At 72.4% G+C, this 25,332-nt stretch carries 22 protein-coding genes; 13 read left to right on the top strand and 9 right to left on the bottom strand.

Annotated elements, in window-relative coordinates; translation table 11 throughout:
- Positions 1 to 7 precede the first annotated feature (7 nt).
- Positions 8 to 1,447, top strand: coding sequence for a helix-turn-helix domain-containing protein (locus tag K8F61_RS08370; protein WP_219085056.1), 1,440 nt, complete (start codon positions 8 to 10; stop codon positions 1,445 to 1,447).
- A gap of 60 nt (positions 1,448 to 1,507) precedes the next feature.
- Here the strand turns inward: K8F61_RS08370 and K8F61_RS08375 are convergent, their stop codons facing one another.
- The 4 genes from K8F61_RS08375 to K8F61_RS08390 all read right to left on the bottom strand — a co-directional run bounded on the left by K8F61_RS08375 (position 1,508) and on the right by K8F61_RS08390 (position 5,688).
- Positions 1,508 to 2,296 (bottom strand): thioesterase family protein, encoded by a 789-nt coding sequence (locus tag K8F61_RS08375; RefSeq protein WP_231821324.1) that lies wholly within the window; start codon positions 2,294 to 2,296, stop codon positions 1,508 to 1,510.
- Positions 2,297 to 2,334: 38 nt separating this feature from the next.
- Positions 2,335 to 3,399, bottom strand: coding sequence for a winged helix DNA-binding domain-containing protein (locus K8F61_RS08380; RefSeq protein WP_231821325.1), 1,065 nt, complete (start codon positions 3,397 to 3,399; stop codon positions 2,335 to 2,337).
- A 130-nt stretch (positions 3,400 to 3,529) separates the two neighbouring features.
- Positions 3,530 to 4,978, bottom strand: a complete 1,449-nt coding sequence (locus tag K8F61_RS08385; RefSeq protein WP_231821326.1) for a glyceraldehyde-3-phosphate dehydrogenase — start codon at positions 4,976 to 4,978, stop codon at positions 3,530 to 3,532.
- Positions 4,979 to 5,154: 176 nt separating this feature from the next.
- A complete protein-coding gene (locus K8F61_RS08390) occupies positions 5,155 to 5,688 on the bottom strand; it encodes a hypothetical protein (RefSeq protein ID WP_231821327.1) in 534 nt (177 codons plus the stop codon).
- An 89-nt stretch (positions 5,689 to 5,777) separates the two neighbouring features.
- Between K8F61_RS08390 and K8F61_RS08395 the strand changes: the two genes are divergently transcribed.
- Both K8F61_RS08395 and K8F61_RS08400 read left to right on the top strand, forming a co-directional pair.
- Entirely contained in the window at positions 5,778 to 6,377 is a 600-nt protein-coding gene (locus K8F61_RS08395) for a TetR/AcrR family transcriptional regulator (RefSeq protein WP_231821328.1), read from the top strand.
- 216 nt (positions 6,378 to 6,593) lie between these two features.
- Positions 6,594 to 8,570 (top strand): primary-amine oxidase, encoded by a 1,977-nt coding sequence (locus K8F61_RS08400; RefSeq protein ID WP_231821526.1) that lies wholly within the window; start codon positions 6,594 to 6,596, stop codon positions 8,568 to 8,570.
- Positions 8,571 to 8,696: 126 nt separating this feature from the next.
- On the opposite strand, the gene murQ is transcribed toward K8F61_RS08400, so the two are convergent.
- Both murQ and K8F61_RS08410 read right to left on the bottom strand, forming a co-directional pair.
- The gene (gene murQ, locus K8F61_RS08405) at positions 8,697 to 9,647 is read right to left on the bottom strand and encodes an N-acetylmuramic acid 6-phosphate etherase (RefSeq protein WP_336246455.1); all 951 of its coding nucleotides are present in this window, start codon (positions 9,645 to 9,647) and stop codon (positions 8,697 to 8,699) included.
- The gene (locus K8F61_RS08410; RefSeq protein WP_231821329.1) at positions 9,637 to 10,572 is read right to left on the bottom strand and encodes an N-acetylglucosamine kinase; all 936 of its coding nucleotides are present in this window, start codon (positions 10,570 to 10,572) and stop codon (positions 9,637 to 9,639) included. Before K8F61_RS08410 ends, murQ begins: the two co-directional genes overlap by 11 nt.
- A 61-nt stretch (positions 10,573 to 10,633) precedes the next feature.
- Here K8F61_RS08410 and K8F61_RS08415 point away from each other — a divergent pair, with 61 nt between their 5' ends.
- Complete coding sequence (locus tag K8F61_RS08415) at positions 10,634 to 11,536, top strand: MurR/RpiR family transcriptional regulator (protein WP_231821330.1); 903 nt, start codon at positions 10,634 to 10,636, stop codon at positions 11,534 to 11,536.
- Between the two features lie 7 nt (positions 11,537 to 11,543).
- Here K8F61_RS08415 and K8F61_RS08420 read toward each other — a convergent pair whose 3' ends face one another.
- Positions 11,544 to 12,485, bottom strand: coding sequence for a LysR family transcriptional regulator (locus tag K8F61_RS08420; protein WP_219085046.1), 942 nt, complete (start codon positions 12,483 to 12,485; stop codon positions 11,544 to 11,546).
- Positions 12,486 to 12,562: 77 nt separating this feature from the next.
- Between K8F61_RS08420 and K8F61_RS08425 the strand changes: the two genes are divergently transcribed.
- A complete protein-coding gene (locus tag K8F61_RS08425) occupies positions 12,563 to 14,302 on the top strand; it encodes an FAD-binding protein (protein ID WP_231821331.1) in 1,740 nt (579 codons plus the stop codon).
- Here K8F61_RS08425 and K8F61_RS08430 read toward each other — a convergent pair.
- The gene (locus K8F61_RS08430; RefSeq protein ID WP_157518075.1) at positions 14,262 to 15,452 is read right to left on the bottom strand and encodes a DUF998 domain-containing protein; all 1,191 of its coding nucleotides are present in this window, start codon (positions 15,450 to 15,452) and stop codon (positions 14,262 to 14,264) included. The two genes, K8F61_RS08425 and K8F61_RS08430, sit on opposite strands and share 41 nt — an antisense overlap.
- A 158-nt stretch (positions 15,453 to 15,610) precedes the next feature.
- On the opposite strand from K8F61_RS08430, the gene K8F61_RS08435 reads away from it, so the two are divergent.
- The gene (locus K8F61_RS08435; protein ID WP_231821332.1) at positions 15,611 to 16,567 is read left to right on the top strand and encodes an AraC-like ligand-binding domain-containing protein; all 957 of its coding nucleotides are present in this window, start codon (positions 15,611 to 15,613) and stop codon (positions 16,565 to 16,567) included.
- A gap of 176 nt (positions 16,568 to 16,743) precedes the next feature.
- Here K8F61_RS08435 and K8F61_RS08440 read toward each other — a convergent pair whose 3' ends face one another.
- The gene (locus K8F61_RS08440) at positions 16,744 to 17,679 is read right to left on the bottom strand and encodes a DUF559 domain-containing protein (protein ID WP_067246499.1); all 936 of its coding nucleotides are present in this window, start codon (positions 17,677 to 17,679) and stop codon (positions 16,744 to 16,746) included.
- A gap of 274 nt (positions 17,680 to 17,953) precedes the next feature.
- Between K8F61_RS08440 and K8F61_RS08445 the strand changes: the two genes are divergently transcribed.
- From K8F61_RS08445 to K8F61_RS08475, 7 genes are all read left to right on the top strand, one after another.
- Positions 17,954 to 19,072 (top strand): zinc-dependent alcohol dehydrogenase, encoded by a 1,119-nt coding sequence (locus K8F61_RS08445; protein WP_231821333.1) that lies wholly within the window; start codon positions 17,954 to 17,956, stop codon positions 19,070 to 19,072.
- A gap of 41 nt (positions 19,073 to 19,113) precedes the next feature.
- Positions 19,114 to 19,941 carry a MoaF C-terminal domain-containing protein gene (locus tag K8F61_RS08450; protein WP_067246501.1) on the top strand — a complete coding sequence of 276 codons (828 nt, stop codon included), beginning with the start codon at positions 19,114 to 19,116 and terminating at the stop codon, positions 19,939 to 19,941.
- 26 nt (positions 19,942 to 19,967) lie between these two features.
- A complete protein-coding gene (locus K8F61_RS08455) occupies positions 19,968 to 20,357 on the top strand; it encodes a nuclear transport factor 2 family protein (protein WP_067246504.1) in 390 nt (129 codons plus the stop codon).
- Positions 20,358 to 20,429: 72 nt separating this feature from the next.
- On the top strand, positions 20,430 to 21,593 hold the full coding sequence (locus K8F61_RS08460) for an ABC transporter substrate-binding protein (RefSeq protein WP_067246507.1): 1,164 nt from the start codon (positions 20,430 to 20,432) through the stop codon (positions 21,591 to 21,593).
- 305 nt (positions 21,594 to 21,898) lie between these two features.
- Positions 21,899 to 22,759 carry a branched-chain amino acid ABC transporter permease gene (locus K8F61_RS08465; RefSeq protein ID WP_219086426.1) on the top strand — a complete coding sequence of 287 codons (861 nt, stop codon included), beginning with the start codon at positions 21,899 to 21,901 and terminating at the stop codon, positions 22,757 to 22,759.
- Positions 22,746 to 24,536 carry a branched-chain amino acid ABC transporter ATP-binding protein/permease gene (locus tag K8F61_RS08470; RefSeq protein WP_231821334.1) on the top strand — a complete coding sequence of 597 codons (1,791 nt, stop codon included), beginning with the start codon at positions 22,746 to 22,748 and terminating at the stop codon, positions 24,534 to 24,536. Before K8F61_RS08465 ends, K8F61_RS08470 begins: the two co-directional genes overlap by 14 nt.
- Positions 24,533 to 25,225, top strand: coding sequence for an ABC transporter ATP-binding protein (locus K8F61_RS08475; RefSeq protein ID WP_067246515.1), 693 nt, complete (start codon positions 24,533 to 24,535; stop codon positions 25,223 to 25,225). The genes K8F61_RS08470 and K8F61_RS08475 overlap by 4 nt, the downstream gene beginning before the upstream one ends.
- Positions 25,226 to 25,332 lie beyond the last annotated feature (107 nt).

The raw sequence follows: 25,332 nt of genomic DNA on the forward strand, positions 1-25,332 counted from the left end.
TCAAGGAATGCCCTCAGGACTCGAGCTCACCACCCTCGGACACCGCATCCGGCACCACCGCACCAGACAGGGCCTGACCCTCGACGAGCTGGGCGCCGCCGTCGGCGTCGCAGGCTCCCAGCTCAGCCTCATCGAGAACGGCAAGCGCGAGCCCAAGCTGTCGCTGCTCCAGGCGATCGCCGACGCCACGGGCACGGAGGTCTCCGACCTCATCTCCGGCGAGCCCCCGAACCGGCGCGCGGCCCTGGAGATCGAGCTCGATCGTGCGCAGTCCAGCTCGGTGTTCCGCCAGCTGGGCGTCGCCCCCGTCCGTGTGACCAAGGGGATGAGCGACGAGACCATCGAGTCGATCCTGGGCCTGCACCGCGAGCTCCTGCGGCGCGAGCGCGAGGCGATCGCCACTCCGGAGGAGGCACGGCGCGCGAACACCGAGCTGCGCCTGCGGATGCGTGCGCGGGACAACCACCTGCCCGAGATCGAGGCGCTGGCTGAGAAGCAGCTCAAGGCCGCCGGGCACACCTCCGGGGCGCTGACCCACCGCACGGTGAGCATCATGGCCGAGCAGCTCGGCTTCGAGCTGCTGTACGTCGACGACCTCCCCCATTCCACGCGGTCCGTCACCGATCTGGAGAACGGGCGCATCTACCTCCCGCCCGCGTCGATCCCCGGCGGCCACGGTCTGCGCTCGATGGCGCTGCAGGCGATGGCCCATCGCCTCCTCGGCCACACCCCGCCGACGGACTACGCCGACTTCCTCCAGCAGCGGCTCGAGATCAACTACTACGCCGCCTGCTGCCTCATCCCCGAGACCGCGGGCGTCGCGTTCCTCCAGCAGGCGAAGAAGGACCGCAACCTCGCCGTGGAGGACTTCCGGGATGCCTTCGGCGTCACCCATGAGGCCGCGGGCATGCGCATGACGAACCTCATGACGACCCACCTCGGCATGCGGCTGCACTTCCTGCGCGTCGACGAGACGGGCGCCCTCACCCGCGTCTACGAGAACGACGACCTGCCCCTGCCCATGGACGTCACCGGCTCCGTCGAAGGACAGCCGGTCTGCCGGCACTTCTCCGCCCGCGCGGCGTTCTCGCAGCAGAACCGCACGACGGAGCACTACCAGTACACCGACACCCCCTCGGGCACCTACTGGTGCTCCACCCAGACCGGCTCGACCGACGGCGGCGGCTTCTCCATCACCGTGGGCGTGCCCTTCGACGATGCCCGGTGGTGGCGCGGGCGGGAGACCACGCACCGCGCGCAGTCGACCTGCCCGGACGAGTCGTGCTGCCGGCGACCGCCGACGGGCATGGCCCAGCGCTGGCGCGGCAAGGCGTGGCCGAGCGCCCGCGTGCACACGCACATGTTCTCCCCGCTCCCCCGCGGCGCGTTCCCGGGCGTCGACGACAGCGAGGTGTACGCGTTCCTCGACCGGCACGCCGAGGAGTGAGCGCGGCGCGATCGCGCCAGGCTACGGCGGGACCGGTTCCCCGCGCGGCCGGAGCGCGTCTCAGCGGGGCCGGACCGTCAGCGTCTGCGACGACGTGCCGACCGGTCCCGCCTCATCGCTGAGCACGGTCTCGGTGAGCCCGATCCCGTCCGGCCCGAACGACACACGGGTGTCGTAGCCGATCCACTCGCCGACCGGCTCGCGGAGCAGGCTCGCCGTCAGGTCCACGTTGGGATACAGCGCCTCCTCGGGACGGACGCGGGTCGCGATGCCGTTGGCGAAGTCGGCCGCGCCGAGAAGCCGAGCCCGCGCCGACACGGCCTCATCCGGCAGGATCGGGTGCTTCGGCCGCAGCCAGACCTGCGCGCGCCCGGCCTCGGAGGAGGCGCGGACGGCGTCGATCGAGCGGATCGCCCCACCGGGCCAGACGTCCGCCGCCGACCAGGGCTCCAGACGGTCCCGCGGCGGCATGGCGTCGAACGTCGTCCCGGCCATCGCCGCGGTGTCGATCGACTGGAGCAGCCAGGCCCGCAGCACCACCGCGGCCCGCCCCGCGTGGGAGAGCGTCGCCTCGACGAGCTCGATCGTCCGCCCGGGCCGCAGCACGCGAGAGCTCACCTCGAACGGCTCCATGGGGATCACCCCGAGGATGTCGTAGCTCGCGCGCGCCAGGTTCAGCGGGGACCGGTCTCCGCGCCGCACGCGGTGGTCGGCCTCGACGAGATGCGCCATCAGCCCGAGGACGGGGGCGATGTGCTGCTCCCGCTCGTTCCAGGCCCCGCCGACGTGCTCGGTGGGCTCGAACTCGGTCGCGGATCGGCGGAGGAAGTAGCTCGTCACGACACCCATCCTGTCAAGGATCGCCGAGGCGCCCGTCCCGGCCGCCCTCAGCCGCCGATGAACGCGGCGTAGTGACGCAGGGCGGCGGCCGTCGCCTCGGTGTCGAGCGAGGGATCGAACAGCTCGGCGATCGGCTCCTCTCGATGGCGGCCCACGGCCGCGGAGTGCGACCATGCGCCGACGATCCGCCCGGAGGAGAGCAGGCTCGCCCGGACCATGCCGTTCTTGCCCGGGCCGATCCGGGTGGCGGCGTCCGGATCGGCGACGACGGAGCGGTCCGCGTAGGAGATGTAGTACTCGTCGAACATCGGCAGGGCGAACGTCGCGGCGTCGTCGGCGCCCCGTGCCCGTCGCGGGCGATCCGCTGCGAGGAACACCCCCTCCTCCACCTCCGTCACCCGGGCACGCGCCCGCTCGACGGCCTCCCTCGCCACCCCGAGCGTGAGGCCCGACCACCAGGCGAAGTCGGCCGCCCCCGCCGGACCGTGTCCGTCGATGTAGCGGACGAAGAACTCCGCGAGCGGATCGTCCGGCTCGGCGGCATCGGGGAGATGACCGTCGGCGAGGACGAAGAGCTGCTCGCGGGCGATCGCATCGTCGCGCGTGACCACCGGCCCCTGCACGAGGACGAGGTCCAGGCACAGGGCGCCCAGGATGTGCACTCCGCGCTGGCCCGCCGGATCGATGCCCAGGTCCGTCAGGTCGTCGAAGAGCTGCGCGCGCGTGCGCCCGCCGTCGGCCAGCCGGATGCGGAAGTCGCGCTCCACGCGGGCGAGCAGCTCGCCGTCGATACCGAGCTCACGATGACGCGCCGCCGTCTGTCGCCGCTGGCGCTCGGCGGTGATCCCCAGCATCCAGCGAAGGTCCCCGGCCGGGACGATGTGCAGCGTGCCGCGCATCGGCCACGAGCGCACCAGCTCACCCCGGTCGAACGCCCGATCGACCTGCGCGAGGGTGGCGGATCGGGTGCGGATGCCGAGCGCCCACCGCCCGGCGGCGAACTCCTGCGCCTGCACCGCGAGCATGTGCCGTGCCGCGGCCACCGGGGTGGCCGCGGGGGCGGTCAGGCGATGGGAGCGAAGACGTTCGGACAGCAGGGCGCGCGGCGTCATGAGGCCATGATGCCCGACCCCACCGACAGACGCCGTCCGGGGCGTGTACCGGGGTTTCGGGGCGGGATTCGGGGCCGATCCACCCCAAGGTGGACCCCGAAACCCCGGGATGCGCCGCGAAATCCGCCACTCAGCCGGCCAGCGTCACCTCTCGGCGCGCCGGGACGACCACGGGGTGCGAGCCCGCCATGACCTCCAGGACCCGGACGACCTGGCAGGAGTAGCCGTACTCGTTGTCGTACCAGACGTAGAGGACCACGTCCTTGTCGTTCGCGATCGTCGCCAGACCGTCCACGATCCCCGCGCGATGGGACCCGACGAAGTCCGTCGACACGACCTCCGGCGACTCGACGTAGTCGATCTGCTGGCGCAGCTTCGAGTGCAGCGACACCCGGCGCAGATAGTCGTTGAGCTCGTCCTTGGTCGCGGGCCGCTCCAGCGACAGGTGCAGGACCGCCAGGGAGACGTCGGGCGTCGGCACGCGGATCGCCGACCCGGTGAGCTTGCCCGCGAGCTCCGGCAGGGCGCGGGCCACGGCCTTGGCGGCGCCGGTCTCGGTGATGACCATGTTCAGCACCGCGGACCGGCCGCGGCGGTCGCCCTTGTGGAAGTTGTCGATGAGGTTCTGGTCGTTCGTGAAGGAGTGCACCGTCTCGACGTGTCCGCGCACGATGCCGTACGCCTCGTCGACGGCCTTGAGCACCGGGGTGATGGCGTTCGTGGTGCACGACGCCGCGGACAGGATCCGGTCCTCGTCCGCGATGTCGGTGTGGTTGATGCCGTGCACGATGTTCTTCAGCGCGCCCTTGCCGGGTGCCGTGAGGAGCACGCGCGCCACTCCGGTCGACCGGAGGTGGCGGCTCAGCCCCTCCTCGTCCCGCCAGCGCCCCGTGTTGTCCACCACGATCGCGTCCCGGATGCCGTAGGCGGTGTAGTCGATCGTGCCGGGATCGTCGGAGTAGATGACCTGGATCCGCGTGCCGTTCGCGATGATCTGCTCGGCCTCCTCGTCCACCGAGACCGAGCCCTCGAAGCGTCCGTGCACCGAGTCGCGCAGCAGCAGGGAGGCCCGCTTGACGAGGTCGTTCTCGGATCCGCGGCGCACCACGATCGCGCGCAGCCGCAGCCCGTTGCCGCCTCCGGTGTGGGCGATGAGGATCCGCGCGAGCAGGCGTCCGATCCGGCCGAAGCCGTAGAGCACGACGTCCGTGCGCTCGGCGGTCCGCCCGGTGCCCGCGGCGGCGAGCGCGGCGCGGACGTGCGCGCGGAGGTCGCCCCCGGCGGCGGCGTGGTCCTCGACGATGCGGGCCACGTCGATCGACGCGGCCTCGGGAGCCAGCTCCCGCAGAGCCTCCAGAACCGCGAGCGTGTCCTCGAGGGCGAGCTCGGCGTGGCCGAGCTGCGCGACACGCTCGTGCACCTCGAGGATCCCGGTGGTGGACAGCCCCAGCAGGCGGTGCCCGTGCAACGACGTCACGACCTCCCGCTCGCGGGTGAGGGCTCCGATGAGCGGGATCATCCGCTCGGCGAGTTCTTCACGGGCCATCCAGTCGTCGCGTCGCGCGGCGAAGTCGTTCATCTGCGTCCTTGCGGGGTGGTCGTGCGCCGGGGTCCGGGCGCGTTCGAAGGCGGGCCGATCGCCCGCCCTTCCAGCGTACGGAGCCGTCGTCGCGCGCCCCGGCCGTTCGCGGACGCAAGAACCCGCATTCCTTTGGCCTCCGCAAGATCGTTCCCGCCGCCCGGGCCCGCCCGGCCTCAGCCGGACAGCGCCATCACGCCCATGATCGCCGTGGCGATCGCCATCCCCGTCCCCTCCGCCACCAGCAGCCACCGGGCGCGCCTCGACGGGTCGCCCGCGAGCGCGCCGCGAACGTGGTGCAGGGCGCCCGCGAGCACCACGAGGACGCCTGCGAGAACGACGACGCCGACCGGTGCCGCCCCGCCGTGCGTGTGCACCGCGACGGGACCCGCGCCGCGTCCGAGGGGGGCGAGGGCGCAGGCCGTCATGACCAGGGTGGCGAGGGCACGGTGAAAGCAGGCCTCCGCATGACGGCGCCCGCGAAGGCCGACGGTGCCCAGGAGCGCCGACAGCAGCCCCGCCGCCGCGACAGCGAGCAGCACCGCCGGGTCCGTCGGCGCGATCGCCGACGCGATCATGCCCGCGGCCATCACGACCGCGCTCTGGCGCCCCTGCCAGGGCACTGCCGGGCCGGCGACGAGGCTGCACACGGCGGCGACCGTCGCCGTGAGCGACATCAGCGCCATCGCCACCGCATGCGGATCCTGCACGAGGGCATCATATTGAGCGATCGCTCAAGAAAGGAAGCCCCTGCCCACGGCCCTCCCGCCTCCGGCATGCGATGCGGAAGGATGGGGGCATGCCCCGTGTCGTCGACCACGACGAGCGCCGCCGCGAGATCGCCGCCGCGCTGCTCGCCGTCGCCGCGCGGGACGGACACGAGCAGGTCTCCTCCCGCGCCGTGGCGCGCGAGCTCGGCATCGCGACCGGCGCGCTCTGGCACTACTACGCCGGCTTCGACGACGTGGTCCGCGCCGCCGCCGCCGAGGTCACCCGCCGCACGCACGAGCGCATCCGCGCGGCCACGGTCGGACGACGCGGGCTGGACCGGCTCGAAGCGCTCATGTCCGAGGTCCTTCCCGTGGACGCGACCACGCGCACCGAGGCACACGTCGTCGTGGGGTTCTGGGGCCGGCTGGCCGCGCTGGCCCCCGCGCCCGATGCCGGGGCGCCCACCGCCGCACCGTGGCACCATGACCTGGCCGACGCGATCGAGGAGGCCGTCGCGGACGGCGAGCTGCAGGCCGCGACGCCGCGCGCGGATCTGCTCGCCCTCCTTCGCGCGGTGACCTACGGCCAGCAGATCGTCGAGGTCACCGAGCCGCAGTCCCCCGCGGCTCATCGCGCGGTCCTCGCCGCGGTCCTGGCGCCCTGGCGCGTGCCCGGCCTCCTGCACTGAGGCCGCGCCATCCGCCCGGAACGGGCGTCGGCGCGCGTCGCGAACGCACCGATGAGGGCGCCGAGGACGCGGAGCGCGCGCCGAATCGATCCCGGACGACCCGTCCTCTCGCCCGGCACCACTCCGCCCTTGCCCCCGGGCCCGGCTCGTCGTAGCATCGACCCAACCGTTTATTGAGCAACTGCTCGAAAACAATCACCCACCGTGAGGTCGACGATGTCCCACCACAGCCCCGTTGCCGCGACGCTCGCCGTCAGCCACCCGCTCGATCCGCTGACCGGCGCGGAGATCGCCGCCGCCCGGGCGATCCTGGACCGGGAGGGCCTGCTCGGCGACACCGTGCGCGTGCCGATGCTGCTCCCGGACGAGCCCACGAAGGCGGAGCGCGCCGCGTGGACGCCCGGATCCCCCATCGACCGCCGGGTGGACGTCGTCCTCCTCGACACCGCCACCGGGGTCGCCACGGATGCCATCGTCTCCCTGACCCGCGGCGAGGTCGTGCGTGCGGAGCGGATCCCGAACGACGCGCCCCCTTACGGTCAGCCGCAGTACCTCTTCGAGGAGTACGAGCGCGCCGAGGCCATCGCCAAGGCCTCGCCGGAGTGGCGGGCGGCGATGGAGCGGCGCGGCCTCGCCGAGCACGCCGAGCGCGCGTTCTGCTCCCCGCTCGCGCCGGGCTACACCGGCCGCGCCGACGAGGTCGGACGCCGCGTGATCCGGTCTCTGACCTTCCTGCGGTACGACGACCTCGACTCTCCGTGGGCGCACCCCGTCGAAGGCCTGATCGTGCACATCGACCTCACGACGAACAGCGTGATCCGTGTCGAGGACCACGGTGACGTCCCCGTCCCGGCCGGCCACGGCAACTACTACCCCGAGGTGCAGGGCCCCGCGCGCACGACCCTCAAGCCCATCGAGATCACCCAGCCGGACGGGCCGAGCTTCGCGGTGACCGGGTCGCTCGTGGAATGGGAGGACTGGTCGATGCGCGTGGGGTTCAACGCCCGCGAGGGCCTCGTGCTCCATGACGTCACGTTCGCCGGGCGCTCCGTTCTCAGCCGCGCGAGCGTCCCGGAGATGGTGGTCCCCTACGGCGACACCGCGCCCGGCCGGTTCTGGATCAGCTACTTCGACGCCGGGGAGTACCTGCTCGGCAAGAACGCCAACCACCTGGCGCTCGGCTGCGACTGCCTGGGGGTCATCCGCTATCTCGACGGGTACGTCGCCGACGACCACGGCAACCCCGTGCGGATCCCGAACGTCGTGTGCATGCACGAGGAGGACGACGGGATCCTCTGGAAGCACACGGACCTCCAGGGCCGCTCGGACGTCCGCCGCGCCCGTCGCTTCGTGGTGTCGTACTTCTCCACGATCGGCAACTACGACTACGGCTTCTACTGGTCCTTCGGCCTGGACGGCTCGATCCAGCTGGAGGCGAAGGCGACGGGGATCGTGTTCGCCGGCGCGGGGGAACCCGGCATCCGCCAGCGGCACGCGACCGAGCTCGCTCCCGGCGTCTTCGCCCCCGTGCACCAGCACCTGTTCTGCGCGCGCCTGGACGTGGCCGTCGACGGCGAGGACAACCGGCTGATCGAGATCGACGCGGAGCGCATCCCGATGGGCCCGGACAACCCGTTCGGAAACGCCTTCGGATGGACCGAGACCCTCCTCGCGACCGAGCACGCGGCGCAGCGCGACGCGGACGCGTCCGTCGCGCGGGTCTGGGAGGTGCAGAGCGCGTCGCGCACGAACGCGGTCGGGCGGCCCACGGCGTATCAGCTCATCCCGCAGCCGACGGCCCTGCTGTTGGCCGATCCCGCCTCCTGCGTGTCCGCGCGCGCCACGTTCGCGACGCACCACGTCTGGGGGACGGCGTACGCGGACGGCGAGATCTGGCCGGCCGGACGCTTCCCGAACGCCCACCAGGGCGGGGCGGGGCTCCCGGCGTACACCGCGGGCGACCGGTCGCTGGACGGGGAGGACATCGTGCTGTGGCACACGTTCGGCCTGACGCATTTCCCACGCCCGGAGGACTGGCCGATCATGCCGGTGGACAGGGCCGGGTTCCAGTTCCGCCCGTACGGGTTCCTGGACGAGAACCCCGCGATGGACGTCCCCGAGTCCTCCCAGGCGCACGCCGAGGGGGGTTCCCCCTCGAGCTGCGGCGGCGCCGAGTGCCACTGCGCCCCGTGACGCCGGGCGAGCGCCGCGCGCGCCACGCCGAGTGGTTCCGCTCGGCGTGACGCCGAGTGGTCAGTTTCTGTGGGTTGAGCGCCGCCGAACCCACAGAAACTGACCACTCGAAAGGCGTGGTCGGGGTCAGCGGAGGGCGGCGATCGCCTCGCGGAGGATCCCATCCGCCGACTCCAGTGCGCGCACCGCCGCGGCGGGCTCCGCACCCGTGGCGAGCAGCAGCAGCGCGAGCTTGACGGAACCGTCGGCCGAGCGGAGCGCCTCGACGGCCTCGTCCGCGGACGCCCCGGACAGCTGCATGATCGTCCGCACGGAACGGGCGTGAAGCTTCTCGTTCGTCGCCTGCAGATCCACCATCACGCCGCGATAGGTCTTGCCGAGCTTGATCATCGACAGCGTCGAGAGCATGTTCACGACGAGCTTCTGCGCGGTGCCCGCCTTCAGGCGGGTCGATCCGGTGACGAACTCCGGGCCGGTGGCGACGTCGATCGCGATGTCCGCCTCGGCGCCGATCGCGGAGGGCGCGTTCCCCGCGAGCGCCACGGTCAGGGCGCCGACCCCGCGCGCGTAGGCCAGACCGCCGAGCACGTAGGGCGTGCGCCCCGACGCGGAGATCCCGACCACCGTGTCGTCGGCCGTGAGCCCCATCTCCGCCAGCTGCGCTCGCGCGGCCTGCGCGTCGTCCTCGGCGTTCTCCACCGCCGAGCGGATCGCCTCCTCGCCCCCGGCGATGAGGCCGACGACCTGCGACGGGTCCGTTCCGAAGGTGGGCGGGCACTCGGACGCGTCGAGCACGCCGATCCGCCCGGCCGTCCCGGCGCCGAGGTAGACGAGCCGCCCGCCGCGGCGGAACCGCTCCGCGATCCCGTCGACCGCGGCGGCGATGGGCGCGGCCTGCGCCGCGACCGCCTCGGGGACCGTGCGGTCCTCCGCGTTCATGAGCCGCACGAGCTCCTCGGTCGGAAGGAGGTCCAGATCGCCCCGGTCGAGGGAGGCGGACTCGGTGGCGAGGCCGGCGAGTTCGTCGATGAGGCCCTGGAGGCGGCGGGCGTCGCCCAGCGCGGAGTCATCCAGCACGGTGCACGTACCTTTCATGGAGGTCAGCGGCGCGCGCGGCGATGAGCGCGGCACCGTCGAGGGCATCGCCCGCGGAATCGCGGACGACGTGGTCTCGCGCGGCGAGCGCCGCGACGAGGGAGGATCGGTATCCGGCGTGATCGGTCAGGCCGCCGTGCAGCGCGACGGCGCGCGCGCCGTCCGCCGCGGCCACCGCCGTCTCCACGAGGAGCCGCACGCCCTCGTCGCGGATCGCGAGGGCCGCCGGGTCGCCCGCGTCGGCGAGGTCCAGGACCAGAGGGGCCGCCGTGGCGAGCCGGCGGGCGACGGGAATCGGGCCGGCGAGCCAGGCGATCGGCGTCAGCTCCCGCCCGTCGGAGGTCTCGGCGATGTGCGCGTGCAGGGCCGGCGTCAGCGCGGTGCGGGGACCGAGTCCGTCCCGCTCCCTCAGCACGGCGCGCACCGCCTCGCGGCCGAGCCAGGACCCGCTGCCCAGGTCCCCGAGCTCCGGCCCCCAGCCGTCGATTAGCCGCGCGTCCCTCGCGTTCAGGCCGAGGGCGACCGCCCCGGTCCCCGCGATGAGCAGCACGCCGGGGCTCCCGGCGAGAGCACCGGCGTGGGCCGTCACGACGTCGGACGCCGTCGCGACCTCCGCACCGGTCCGGGCGTGCACTGCCTCGGAGAGCGCCTGCGCCCCCTCCGGAGACGCCCAGGCCCCGGCCGCCCCGATGCCGATGCGCAGCACGCCGTCGTCGGCCGCGCCGCGCGCCGCGGACACTCCCAGCTCCGAGAGCAGCGGGAGGATGGCGGCGAGGGCGGCGTCGACGCCTCCGGCCGCGGCGAGACCGGGCGAGCCCGGTCCGTCCGCGGTCTCCTCGCTGCCGATGCGTCGCGCACGGCACCGGCTCTTGCCGAGGTCGATCGCGATGGTCGCCGACGAAGTCATGAAAACAGCTTACAAAATGGGGCTATCAGATGGAAGAATGTTCCATGTGAGCATTCGCACCATGATCGCATCCTCGGCGGGCTCCCTGCCGCCCTCCCTCGCGCGCATCGCCGAGACCCTGCATGCGAAACCGGCCATGGCCGTGGATCTGACGATCAGCGAACTGGCCACCGCGTGCGGCACCTCGGTCGCGTCGATCGTGCGGTTCTGCCGCTCCCTCGGGCTTAGCGGCTACGCGGAACTGCGGCGCGCCCTGGCGGCGGAGCTGGGCCGCGAGTCGGCGCGTGTCGACTCCGACGCGGGCTTCGGCTCGGACATCCTCCCCTCCGACTCGCTGCGCGACGCCGTCGTCAAGCTCGCGATCCTGGAGCGCCTGGCGATCGAGGAGACGATCGAGCGCCTCGACGACGATGCCCTCGCCCGCGTCATCGACGCCCTGGACGCCGCGGAGCGCATCCTCCTCTACGGCATCGGCGCCAGCTGGTACGTCGCCGCCGACCTCGGCCACAAGCTCCTGCGCATCGGGCGCACGGCGATCGTCCTGTCGGATCCGCACGAGGCCCTCTCCGCGGCCGCCGTGCCTGCGCCGAACACTGTCGCGGTCGCGTTCTCGAACTCCGGCTCCACCGGGGAGACGCTCCGCTTCGTCCAGGCGGCGGCGAGGGCGGGCGCCACCACGATCGGCGTGACGTCCTCGGCGACGGCGAGACTCGCGGCGGAGACGGATCACACGCTCCTCACCCACGCCCGCGAGTCCGCCTACCGCGCCGGCGCCATGGTCAGCCGCATCGCGCAGCTGGCGATCGTCGACGCCGTGTTCATCGGCACCGCGCAGCGCCGGCCGGACGAGACCGTCGACGCCCTGCAGAGGTCCCACGACGCCACCCGGGCGGCGGGCAGGGACGACGCCTCCGGCCGCCGCGCGCCGCGTCCCGCACGCCCTCGCCCCGCCCCCGCCGACTGACGCCCGGTCAGGCCCGGGTCACGAAGGCCCCGGATGCGGCGAGCTCGTCGGCCGTCGACACGATCGCGGCGCGCAGCGCCGCCGCCGCACGGCTCGGCCGCACGTCCGCACGGTGGGCGAGAAGGACCGTCCGTGTCATCCCCGGCGGGGTCAGCGGCATCGCCCGCAGCCCCGGGCGTCCCAACCGAACCATGTCCGGCACCACGGCCACACCCATCCCCCGCTCCACGAAGCGCAGCACGGTGTCCATCTCCGGCCCCTCGACGATGATCGACGGCTCGCACCCCGCCGCGGCGAAGGCGGCGTCCGTGGTGGCGCGCAGATCATAGCTGCGCGGGAACGCGATCAGCGGGAGCCGGGCGACCTGGGCGAGCGCGATCGACGATCCGCCGGTGAGCACCGGCTCCGCCGCGGAGGACACGACCACGAGCTCCTCGGTGAGCAGCACCTCGGTGTGCAGGGACAGGCGTTCGAGACTCGCCTGCGCGGCCGCACCGGGACCCGACGAGGTGACGAGCGCGAGATCCAGCGCCCCCTCCGCGAGCGCCGCGGTCAGCCCGCGGGAGCCGCGCTCGGTGATCTCCAGCTCGATGCCGGGATAGCTCGTGTGGAACGCGCTCACGACCTCCGTGACGAGGCTGGCGCACAGCGAGGGCGGCGCCCCCAGCCGCACCCTCCCCCGCCGGAGCCCGGCGATCTCCGCCATCTCCCGGCGGACCGCGTCGGCATCGGCGAGGATGCGCCGCGCGTACGGCAGCAGGGTCTCCCCGGCAGCCGTCAGCGTGATGTGCCCGCGGGCGCGGTGGAACAGGTCCGAGCCCAGCTCGCGCTCCAGCGTGGAGATCTGTCGGCTCAGCGACGGCTGGGCGAGGTGCAGGCGATCGGCCGCGCGCGTGAACGTGCCGACCTCGGCGATCTCGACGAAACCGCGAAGCTGTTCGAGGTTCATATCCATACCTTAGCCGCATGGTCAGGAACAGGATTATGCATTGGAGTTATCCGGAGGGTGCTCCTAGCGTGGACCGCATGAACGCATCGCACAGCCACGAGCGCCTGGTCTCCACGACCGTGCTCGTGATCGGAACAGGCGGCTCGGGTCTCCGCGCCGCCATCGAGGTCGCCGAGCAGGGGGTCGACGTGGTGGCCGTGGGCAAACGCCCGCGGCACGACGCGCACACCTCCCTCGCCGCGGGCGGCATCAACGCCGCGCTGGGCACGATGGACGCCGAGGACAGCTGGCAGCAGCACGCGGCCGACACACTGAAGGAGAGCTACTTCCTCGCTGACCCGCGCACCGTCGAGATCGTCACCCGCGGCGCGGAGGAGGGGATCCGCGACCTCGAACGGTACGGGATGAACTTCGCCCGGGAGCAGGACGGGCGCATCTCCCAGCGCTTCTTCGGAGCGCACACCTTCCGGCGCACCGCCTTCGCCGGCGACTACACGGGCCTCGAGATCCAGCGCGCGCTGGTGAACCGCGCCGAGCAACTCGACGTCCCGATCCTCGACACGGTCTACATCACGCGCCTGCTCGTGGACGACGGCACCGTCTTCGGCGCCTACGGCTTCGACCTGGTCGACGGCACCCGCTACCTCATCCACGCGGACGCCGTGATCCTCGCCGCCGGCGGGCACAACCGGATCTGGCGCCGGACGTCCTCGCGTCGGGACGAGAACACGGGCGACTCCTTCCGCCTCGCCGTCGAGGCCGGCGGGCGGCTGCGCGACCCGGAGCTCGTGCAGTTCCATCCGTCCGGGATCCTCGAGCCGGAGAACGCCGCAGGCACGCTCGTCTCGGAGGCGGCGCGCGGCGAGGGCGGGATCCTCCGCAACGGACTCGGCGAGCGCTTCATGGCGAACTACGACCCGGAGCGGATGGAGCTGTCCACGCGGGACCGGGTGGCGCTGGCCGCCTACACGGAGATCAAGGAGGGACGGGGCACGCCGAACGGCGGCGTCTGGCTCGACGTCTCGCATCTGCCGCGGGAGACGATCATGACGCGCCTGCCGCGCGTCTACCAGACCATGCTGGAGCTGCAGATGCTCGACATCACCCGCGACCCGATCGAGATCGCACCCACGGCGCACTACTCGATGGGCGGCGTCTGGGTTCACCCCGAGGACCACCGCACCGACGTCGACGGGCTCTATGCGATCGGCGAGGCCTCCAGCGGACTGCACGGGGCGAACCGCCTGGGCGGGAACTCGCTCATCGAGCTGCTCGTCTTCGGGCGGATCGTGGGCCGCGCGGCCGTCGCGCACGCGTACGGGCTCGCCGCGCAGCGCCGCTCCTCCGCCGCGGTGGCGCAGGCGCGCGCCGAGATCGACGACCTGCTCGCCTCGGACGGGACCGAGAACGTGCGCTCCCTGCAGCGCGCGATCCGCGACACGATGACCGAGCACGCCGGCGTGGTCCGGGACGAGGAAGGCCTGCGCACCGGCCTCGCCGAGCTCGACGGGATCGAGGAGCGGATGGCCCGCGTGGGCATCCACCCCGACATCGCCGGGTTCCAGGACCTCGCCCACGCCTTCGATCTGCGCTCCTCGGCCCTGGCGGCCAGGGCGACGATGGAGGCGGCGCTCGAACGGCGCGAGACCCGCGGCTGCCACAACCGCAGCGACTACCCGGACATGGACCCCGCGCTCCAGGTCAACCTCGTCTGGTCGCCCGGAACGGGCGTGACGCGCGAGGAGATCCCCCCGATCCCCGAGGAGATCGGCCGGCTCATCCGCGAGGTGGACCAGGCGGGGAAGCTCGTCGAGTAGCCGACGCACGACTCCCGCCCCTGCCGGCCTGCTCCCTCCCGCCGGCGGGGGCGGGCACCTGTCCGCGCACGGTGCTCGCCGTGCGCAGGAACACGATGATCCAGCTGAAGATCAGCACCGCGGCGATCAGCTCGACGGCGGTCAGGTTGTAGTAGCCGGTCGCGAAGAACACGCCGAGCAGCGCGATCACGAGGACGTAGATCCAGCCGAGCCCGACGAACACCCGCGGCATCCCGCGCAGGAACCACGGCAGCCCCACCACGACGACGGCGAAGACCACCGCCATCCCCGTGGCCACCGTGTTGTGCAGCAGGAAGAACCGGTCGACCGGGAAGACGCCGACGAGCGCCAGCAGGATCCCCATCAGGATGAGGCCGCCGCGGACGAGGAACCGGCCGCGACGGTCCACCGGTTCCTGCGCGGGGAGCCCGGCCGTCGCGTATCGCGCGATCGTGGTGACGAGCACGCCCGCGATGATCAGGGTCAGGTTGAACGCCGGCGCGGACTCGTTGCTCGCCATGCCGAGCGCGGAGAGGTTGTCGCGCCACCAGTGCGGATCGGTCGCGTCGAGCATCGCCGTGAAGGCGCCCACGACGAGGAAGATCGCCAGCACGAGCGAGAGCGTCATGGGGTCCATCGCCGCGGCCCCGAGGAAGCCGACGTAGGCCGTCAGCGCGAACGCGACCGCCACCAGGATCGCCCCCGGGAAGGCGAACACGGGCGCATCCGTGAAGCTCATCGACAGCAGCTCGGCGATCCCGAGCCAGCCGAGCAGGGCGATGGCCGCGAACGCGCCCGCGATCGCAGTGAGGTCGTACCAGCGCAGATGGTCCCCGGAGACGACGAAGCCGTCGCGCGGCTCGTCGGCCGATCTCTCGACCGGTCGCACGGAGATCCGGCCGAGGACGAAGGCCGCCGCGACGACGAACGCCCCTCCGGCCGCGGCGTACCACCCGATCGACCAGGGCCCGGTGATCGCCAGCTCGTGCCCCCAGAACAACAGGTACGACACGACGAAGCCGACGACGAACGCGGCGCCGCCCGTGAGCAGCGCCAGCGTCTCCCTCGCGACGGACGAGCGTGCCGGTCCGCGCAGTTGCGCGAGCGCGCCGCGTGCGCGCTCGATCAGACCCGTGATGCCCTCGTCCATGACTCCCCGGCCCGCCGGCGGCCGCCTCCGAGGAACCACTCTAGGGGCGCGCGGGCGGGCGTCCCGAGGCGACGGGGCGGTGAACGACCCTCGGTGGTAGCATGCCGGAACGGATCGTATACAACGTCGTCGTTCCCACCCTCCCGAGGTGATCAATCGTGACCGGTGCCCCTGCAGTCCCTGTCGACTCGGTGTCGACGCTCGTCGCGCGCAGCGTGGGCGAGTTCCGCTCGGCGGTGTCCGACTCGTTCGTCCCGCTCCAGGTGAGCGCCACCCGTCCTGACACGTTCCGCAGCGTCCTGCGCGGCGCGGCGGTCGACGAGGTCCACGTGACGGACCTGCGCGCGACCTCGCACGTCGTGGAGCGCACGCCCGAGCTCATCGCACGCGGAGACCGCTCCTACTTCAAGCTCAGCCTCATGCTCGCCGGCACCGGGCTGCTGATCCAGGACGACCGGGAGGCTGTGCTCTCCCCCGGAGACCTCGCGGTCTACGACACCGACCGTCCGTACTCGCTCGTGTTCGACGAGGACTTCCGGACGATGGTGGTGATGTTCCCGAAGCACCTCCTGAGCCTTCCCCCGGACATGGTCGGGGAGCTCACCGCCGTCCGGATCTCCGGCCAGGAGGGTCTCGGCGGGATGGTGGTGCCGTACCTGCGCCAGCTCGCGACGAATCTCGACCAGCTCGCGGGGGCCACGGGCGCGCGCCTCGCCTACAGCGCGCTGGACCTCGTCTCCACCGTGTTCACGCGCGAGCTGGGGCTGGACGACGCGGCCGCCGATCCGCACCGGGCGCTCATGCAGCGGATCCGCGGGCACATCGACCGCAACCTCGCGTCGACGGACCTCGGCCCCTCTTCCATCGCCGCCGCGCACTTCATCTCGACGCGGCACCTGCACGGCCTCTTCCAGGAGCAGGGCACGACCGTGTCGACCTGGATCCGCACCCGGCGCCTGGAGCAGTGCCGCCGCGATCTGCTGGATCCGATGCTGTCGGACCGGCCCGTCTCCGCGATCGCCGCCCGCTGGGGCTTCGTGGATGCGGCGCACTTCAGCCGCGCGTTCAAGACCGCGTACGGCATCTCCCCGAGCGAGTACCGTTCCGCCCGCTGACCCGGCATTCCCCCTCGCCCCGCTCCCTCGCTCCCCTCGCTCCGCCCTCCGTGGTCGAGTGGTCAGAAATTGTGGGTTGGAGGCCGCTCAACCCACAATTTCTGACCACTCGACTCTGTGCCGGGCGGGGCATGACGCGAGAGGGATGACGCGAGGGGGATCGGGCGGGGAACGGGCTACGGGCGGGACGCGAGGGCGGCGCGAACGTCGCGCAGCACGTCGTCGGGACACCGGAGATCCTCCGCGGTGACGCGGACGACGATCCACCCCGCCGCCTCCAGCGCACGGACGCGAGCGACGTCCGTCCGCCACTGACGCTGATCCGTCCGGTGGTGATCACCCTCGTACTCGATCGCGATCCGCCGCTCCGGGTACGCCAGGTCCGGATGCACGATGTGGCCCGCCACCCGCACGGCGCTGCCGTCGCGCGCTCGTGCGGCGACCCCGACGACCGGTTCGGGCAACCCCGCCGCGATCAGCAGCAGGCGCAGCTCGGTCTCCCTCGGGGAGTCCGTCCCGCTCCGCACGCGCACCACGGCGTCCCGCAGCTTCGCCGTCCCCTTCGCCGGGCTCCGCCGCGCGACCGCCGCACGCAGGTCGTCGATCGTGCACAGCGCGGGATGGCGCCGACCGCCTCGGCGTCGCGGGGACACCAGCGCATCGCCGAGCGCGACGAGCTCGCCGTCGTCCAGGACGAGTGCGAGCTGGCACCAGACGTCCGCCGGGGCCGCGAGCGGCAGGTCCCCCCACTCCACGCGTCGGAGGTTCCGTTCACGATGGCCGACGACGCCCGGGACGCGCGGCCGGGTCGGCTCCGCGCAGGTGACGTGCAGAGGCGCCCCCTCCTCCTCGAGCCTCCGCGGCAGCGGCAGTCCGTAGACGCGCGCGGCCGTCGCATGGCTGAAGACCGCGTTCGGATGCAGCACCGGGCGGTAGGCGCGGCATCGATCCGCCACCGTGTCGAGACGGAGGTCGCGCCCGCGCACTCCGCGGAACGGACGATCGAGATCGGAGCGGCGGAGCTGACCGGCGCTGAGGCCGAGCGCCTCCGCGTCGGAGACCGCGAAGGCGACCCCTTCCGCGACGCCCGGAGGCAGGGAGGGACGGTGCATGCGCCCCATCGTGTCGCCGTCGCACGGCACCCCGCTCGCGTTCTCCACAACCCCTCTTGTCGAGTGGTCAGTTTTTGTGGGTTCCGGCGCCCGCAACCCACAGAAACTGACCACTCGACGCTTCGGCGGGGCGGGGCGGACTTGTCGGTGGGGGCACGCCGATTGACTCTCGGCGCGGGATCGACCCGTCGATCTTGAGGGGGCAGGAGAGCCGCGCACAGCATGGGGCATCGCCCTGCACCGACGCGGGGCCCGGGTCGAAGGAGTCCCCCTCGTGAACGCCCCCGCAGCGCCGACCACACGTCAGGTCGTGTTCCCCGCGAAGGATCGGATCGTCGTCGACGACGCCCCGCTTCCCGCGCCCGGCGCCGACGACGTGCTCGTCCGGATCCGCCGCGTCGGCATCTGCGCGACCGACCTGCACCTGCTGGCCGGCCACATCGGGGATCCCTTCCCGCTCGTCCCCGGGCACGAGTTCGTCGGGGAGGTCGCCGCGCTCGGCGACGAGGCGGCCCGTGCCCGGGGGCTTCGTCCCGGAGACCGCATCGCCGTCGAGATGCTCCTTCCCTGCCGATCCTGCGCACGCTGCCGGGAGGGGCGCTACAACCTGTGCGAGCAGGACGATCCGGGCGCGGGGCTCGCGCGCGGCCGTCAGCTCGGGGTGAACATCCCGCGCAGCCACGGCCACGGCCTGTGGGGAGGATACGCCGAGCACGTCCTGGTGCCCGCGGAGGCGATCGTCCACCGGCTTCCGGACGACCTCCCCTGGGAGCGCGCGGTCCTCGTCGAGCCGCTCGCCGTCGCGCACCGGGCCCTGGCCCGCGGACGGGTGGCGTCCGGCGACCGCGTCGTCGTCATCGGCCCCGGCCCGGTCGGCCTGCTCGCCGCCGCGGCGGCGCGCTCCGCGGGAGCCGCGCGCGTCGTGGTCGTCGGAACACGCGCCTCCCGCCTGGATCCCGCACGGCGGTTCGGCGCCGACGCCGTCGTGAACACCCGCGCGTCGTCGGATCTCGTCGCCGACGTGCGGACGGCGCTGGGCGGCGATCTCGCCGACGTCGTCATCGAGATCGCCGGGGTGACCGGGGCTCAGCGCGACGCGCTGCGGCTGGTCCGCCGCGGCGGACGGGTGGTGCTGGCCGGAGCCTGCGGCGCCGGCGCCGAGCTGACGCTGCTCGCCGACGAAGAGCTGCTCACCCGGGAGGTCGACGTCCTGCCCAGCTTCCTGTCCGCCGGCGGATTCGAACCCGCCATCGCCCAGCTCGCCCGCGGGGAGTTCCCCTATGAGCAGCTCGTGACCCACACGGTGGGCCTCGCCGAGGTCGAGGGCGCATTCGCCCTCATCGCCTCCCGCGACGACACCGTGATCAAGATCGCCATCGATCCCGCCCGCTGACGCCGGCCTCTGCGCCGCCCGCGTCCCGACCGAAGGACATCATGACCGACACCCGCATCTCCCCGGACACCACGACCGCGCCCGACCCGGACGAGTGGCGCACCTACGACGAGTTCGCCGCCGGCATCGACACCTACCGCCTTCCGAACACGGATCTCGACGGAACCGCGCTCGTGCTCACCCTGGACGACGGCCAGACGCTGTCGCTGCGATTCGGCCCTGCCACGGCCGAGGGCGGCGAGGGGACCGTCGCGTGGGAGGGCTTCGGCAGCGCAGGCACCGACCCCTACGACGCCGTCGCCGTCCGCGAGGACGTCGTCTTCGTGAACCTGCCGCTCACCAGCCGCGCACGGGAGGCGATCACGGTCGTCTACTCCACGAGCACGCACCGGGCGACCGTCGTCCGCTCGCGCATCGCGGCGGAGGCCGTGGAAGGCACCCCGCAGGTCGGCCAGGAGTTCTGGTCCGCCGTCACCGACGCCGGCGAGCCGACCGGCGAGATCCCCGGCCCGAGCCGCGACCTCATCGGCAAGCGCAACATCTACCGCTACAGCCCGCATCACCTGTACGAGCACGTGTACGTGTCCAGCCAGCGCTACGCCTGGCAGTGCCTCGAAGGGGTGCAGCGAGGACACGGGGACATGGATCTGTCCACCGTCTGGAAGGCCGGCGAGGGGCTCTACCTCTTCTGCTTCCGCGAGTTCCGGATCGCGGTCGCGAGCGTCTGGCTGCACGACCTCGGCTACCAGCTCATGACGACCGGGATCTTCCTCGGCCTCACCGGCGACGGCGACGCGGAGCACTCCCGTGCCGGCGGCCACATCTACCCGCTCGGCTCGGTCTCGTACCCCGACGCCCAGCCCGTCTGACTCCGCTTCGCGACCCAGGAGGATCCATGAGCAACGCCGATGTCATCCGCTCCCACTACGCCGCCAGCGACCGCGGCGACCTGCCGGGCATGATCGCCCCGTTCGCCGCGGACATCCGCTGGACCGAGGCCGCCGGCTTCCCGTACGCCGGCACCTATGTCGGTCCCGACGCCGTCGCCGCGAACGTGTTCGGACGCATCGCCGAGGAGTGGGACGACTACACCGTCGCGATCGACGAGGTGATCGACGGCGGCGACACGGTCGTCGGCGTCGGCACCTACTCCGGCACCTACCGGGCCACCGGCCGCTTCATGGCGGCGCGCGTGGCGCACGTCTGGCGGCTGCGCGAGGGCGAGGTCGTCGCCTTCGAGCAGTTCACCGACACCGAGCTCGTGAACCGCGCGATCCGGGACTGACCGGAGCGCGAGTCCGTGCACCCCCGCACGACCCCGCGAGGACCCCTCGCACACCCGAGAGGCAGGAATCACATGAACAAGCGGATCATCGCCGCGGCCGCCGCCCTGGCGGCGGGCGCGCTGGCGCTGTCGGGCTGCTCCGGCGACGCCGGCGGGGGCGAGGGCGCCCCCATCGTCGTCGGCTCCGTCAACACCATCAGCGGACCGGCCACCTTCCCGGAGGCGTCCCAGGCGGCGGCCGCCGTCTTCGACGCGTTCAACGAGGCCGGGGGCCTCGACGGACGCACGATCGACTACAAGATGCTCGACGACAAGGGCGACCCGGCGACCGCCACGGCATCGGCGCGCGAGCTCGTCGGCAGCGACGGCGCCGTCGCGCTCGTGGGCTCGGCGAGCCTCATCGAGTGCGAGATCAACGCGAAGTACTACGAGCAGGAGGGGATCCTGTCGATCCCGGGGATCGGCGTCGACACCGGCTGCTTCGACAGCGAGAACATCTCGCCGGCGAATGTCGGCCCGTTCAACGACATGACCCTGACGCTGATGTACGGCTCGGAGGTGCTCGGGCTGCAGGACATCTGCGTCCTGCTGGAGATCGCCGGCTCCACGCGTCCGACCTACCAGGCGGCCATCGACAAATGGACCGAGATCACGGGCAAGAAGCCGACCTACGTGGACGACACGGTCCCGTACGGGGCGAGCGACTACACGCCGTACATCGTCAAGGCGCGGGAGGCCGGCTGCAAGGCCCTCGCGATCAACCCCGTGGAGCCGGACGCGATCGGCCAGGTCAAGGCCGCGAACGCACAGGGCTGGGACGACGTCACCTGGCTCTACCTGACGAGCGTCTACAGCGAGAACTTCGCCCAGGCGATCGACAACGCCGGCGCCGGGATCTACGTGCCCGCCGAGTTCTACCCGTTCACCGAGGAGAACGACATCAACAAGGACTGGCGGGACCTGATGACGGAGAACGACATCCCGCTCACCGCTTTCAGCCAGGGAGGCTACCTCGCCGCGACGCACTTCATCGAGGTGCTCAAGACGATCGACGGGGACATCACCCGGGAGAGCGTCGCCGAGGCGCTGCGCTCGATGGACCCCATCGAGAACCCGATGATCGGCACCCCCTACAGCTTCGGCGTCGACAACACCGCCGGGTGGCCGATCGAGCTGAAGAGTGGCACGCACGCCTGGGAGAAGGTCGCCGACGACTGGTTCCGGATCGGCGAGTAGCCGCGGCGTCACCCCCTCCCGGTCGTTGAGCGAGCAGGTCTCACCTCCCGGTCGTTGAGCGAGCGGAGCTTCACCTCCCGGTCGTTGAGCGAGCGGAGCTTCACCTCCCGGTCGTTGAGCGAGCGGAGCGAGACGAAACGCGTCGTCCGACGTTCGACGCGAGGGCGCGTTTCGTCTCGGTCGCTCCGCTCCCTCGCTCAACGACCGGGCGGGGGCCGCTCCGCTCCCTCGCTCAACGACCGGGAGGGCGCGACCGCACGACGACCGAGACCCCCCTCCCCCTCAGATCACAGAAAGGACGCATCATGCTCCAGGGCGCGATCGCCGGCCTCGCCGCCGGCGGCCTTTACGCCGTGCTGGGGGTGAGCCTCACACTGATGTCCCGGCTGGTCCGGGTCGTGAACTTCGCCCAGGCGGCGACCGGCATGTTCGGCGCGTTCACCGCCGTCTGGCTGGTCCGCGAGGTCGGCATGCCGATCTGGATCGGATCCGTGCTCGGCGTGCTCGTCGCCGGCCTGCTCGCCGCCGTGATCGGCTGGATCGCGGCGACCTGGCTCTCCGAGGCCTCCACGACGACGCGCTCGGCGATGACCGTCGGGCCGCTGCTGCTTCTCATCTCGCTGTCGTTCATCCTGTTCGGGAACAAGCCGCAGCCGTTCGCGCCGATCATCGCGGGTCCGGCCTTCTCGCTCGGCGGGGTCGTGATCAGCCAGGTCACCGTCGCAACCGTGCTCATGGCGGTGCTCAGCGCCGTCGGGGTGAAGCTGGTCCTCAGCCGCACCCGGGTGGGGACGCAGCTGCGCGCGTTGTCCGAGCGCCCGACGACGGCGGAACTGCTCGGGATCCGGTCGCGTCCGCTGTCGATCGCGGTGTGGTTCGTCACCGGGGTGATCAGCGCCGTCGCGATCATCATCGTGGCGCCCTCGCAGTCCAACGACGCGACGAGCCTGGCCATGCTCATCATCCCGGCCGCCGCGGCGGCGCTCCTCGGCGGGTTCGCGCGGCTGGATCTCGCGGTCGTCGGGGGACTCGCCCTCGGCGTGCTCGGCGGCCTCGTCGCGCAGATCGACGAGGTCGCGCTCGTGCGCAACTTCCTCCCGTTCCTGTTCATCGTCGTCCTGCTCCTGTGGACGCAGCGCAAGGAGGTGTGGGATGCCGCACGCTGACCGCCCGACGTTCGCCGGCACCCGTGTCTTCCGCGTCGGCTGGCCCTTCGGCGTGGCCGTGATCGCCGTTCTCGTGGGCCTCCTGCTGAGCAACGTCCTTCCCGGCTACTTCGTCTTCCTCGCCATCAGCGCGGTCACCGCGGCGATCGCGATCCTGGGCCTGGGGATCGTCACCGGCTCCGCCGGGATGATCGCGCTGTGCCAGCTCACCTTCGCCGCGATCGGCGCGTGGATCGTGTCCCTGCTCAACGTCGTGCAGGCTCCCGGCGGATTCCTCCTCTGGCTCGTCGCCGGCGGCGTCGCGGCAGGACTGGCCGGGGTCCTCGTGGGACTGCCCGCGCTGCGGCTGCGGGGCGTCAACCTCGCGGTCGTGACCCTCGGCTTCGCCGCCGCGGCCGACGTCACGCTCGTGCAGATCCAGTTCCCCGGATCCGCGGACGGGACCGCCGTGGAACGGCCGGCGATGTTCGCGAGCGACAAGCAGTTCTTCTTCCTCTCGGTGATCGTGCTCGTGGTGTGCTGCCTGGGCGTGTTCTTCCTGCAGCGGGGACGGTGGGGGGCGAGCTGGAAGGCCGTGGCGTTCTCCGAACGCGGCGCGGCCGCCGCCGGGCAGAGCGTGCAGAGCGCCAAGCTCACCGCCTTCGCCGTGTCGGCGGCGCTGGGCGGGATCTCGGGCGGCCTGCTGGCCGGACAGGTGCAGCTGCCGTTCGCCTCCAGCTTCACCCCGCTGCAGTCGCTGGCCCTGTACGTGCTCGCGATCATGTCCGGGGCGCACCTCATCGACATGGCGGTGCTCGGCGGGATCCTCTGGGTGCTCGTCCCCGAGCTCCTCAAGCGCTGGGGGGTGCCGCAGGACTGGGCGTTCGTCGTGTTCGGCGTCCTCGGCGTCCAGGCGCTCACGAGCGGGACCAATCTCGGCCAGGGGATCCGCAACCTCGTCTGGCGACGCCAGGACCGGCGCTCGTCGTGCGGCACGCTGAGCGCTCTGCCGCCCGGCGCCGACGAGGACGCGACCGCCATCACCACCCGGACGACCGCGACCGTCGACACGGAAGCCCTCGACGGTGCCCCCGTGCTGACCGTCGAGGGGCTGACGGTGCAGTTCGGCGCGCTGAAGGCGCTCGACGACGTGTCCTTCCAGGTGCCCGCGGCCTCGATCATGGGGCTCATCGGCCCCAACGGCGCCGGCAAGTCCACGTTCGTCGACGCGATCAGCGGCTTCCTCCCGAAGCACGGCGGGCGGGTGCTGCTGGGCGACGAGGACCTGGCGGGGCTCTCGCCCACCCGCCGCGCCCGACGCGGGCTTCGGCGCACGTTCCAGCAGGACCGGGTTCCGCCGCTGCTCACGGTCGGCGCCTACGTGCGCTTCGTAGCCCGGCGGCGGCTCTCGACGGCGGACATCGACGAGGCGCTGGCGTTCTTCGGCTGCCCTCCGGCCCGCGCGCGGCTCTCGAGCGTCGATGTGGGGACACGGCGCCTCGTCGAGGTCGCCGCCGCCGTCCTCGCCCGGCCCCGGCTGCTCGTGCTGGACGAGCCGGCCGCCGGGCTGTCCCACGAGGAGCACCTCGCTCTGGCCGCGCGACTGCGGGAGCTGCCCGAACGGTACGGCGTGGCGCTGGTGATCATCGAGCACGATCTCGACCTCGTCCGGTCGGTGTGCCCCACGCTGACGGTGTTGGACTTCGGCCGCGTGCTCGCGAGCGGACCGCAGGCGGAGGTCCTGGCGGACCCGGACGTGATCAAGGCCTACATGGGGGAGACGGAGCTGCTGTCATGAGCGAACTGGTGCTGGACGGGGTCACCGTCAGCCGTGGGGCGGGCCCGGTGATCTCCGACGTCTCCCTGACGGTCCGCGGCGGTGAGGTCCTGGCTCTCGTGGGGCCGAACGGGGCGGGCAAGACGAGCCTCATCGAGGCGCTGTCCGGAGTGACGCCGCACTCGGCCGGGAGCGTCCGGCTCGACGGGGAGCCGATCGACCGTCTGTCGCGGGTCGCCCGCGCCCGCCGGGGCATCGTGCACATCGAGCAGGGCCGCGCGGTCTTCCCCTCCCTCACCGTGCGGGAGAACCTCTCCCTCACCGCCCGCACCCCGGCGGGCGTCGAGGCGGCGCTCGCATCCTTCCCGGAGCTGGAGAAGCGGATCGACTCCCCCACCGCCCTGTTGTCGGGCGGGGAGCAGCAGATGGTCGTGCTGGCCCGTGCGTTCGCGGCGAAGCCGCGGATCCTCCTCATCGACGAGATGTCGCTGGGGTTGGCTCCGGTGGTGTTCCTCCGGCTGATGCCGATCGTGCAGCGGATCGCGGAATCCGGCGTGGGAGTGCTTCTCGTGGAGCAGTTCACGCAGCTGGCGCTGGGGCTGGCCCGGGAGGCGGTGGTGGTGGCCGGAGGCCGGGTGTCGTTCCAGGGCACCGCCGAGGAGCTCGCCGCCGATCCGGCGCTGCTGCATCGCGCCTACCTCGGCGGCTGACCCGCGGCGCCCCTCCGCTTGTCGAGTGGTCAGTTTCTGTGGGTTGAACGGCCCTCAACCCACATTTTCTGACCACTCGTCGGGAGGGGCGGGCTCGCGGGGCGGGA

It is taken from the genome of Microbacterium resistens (assembly GCF_021172025.1).
GTDB lineage: Bacteria > Actinomycetota > Actinomycetes > Actinomycetales > Microbacteriaceae > Microbacterium > Microbacterium resistens.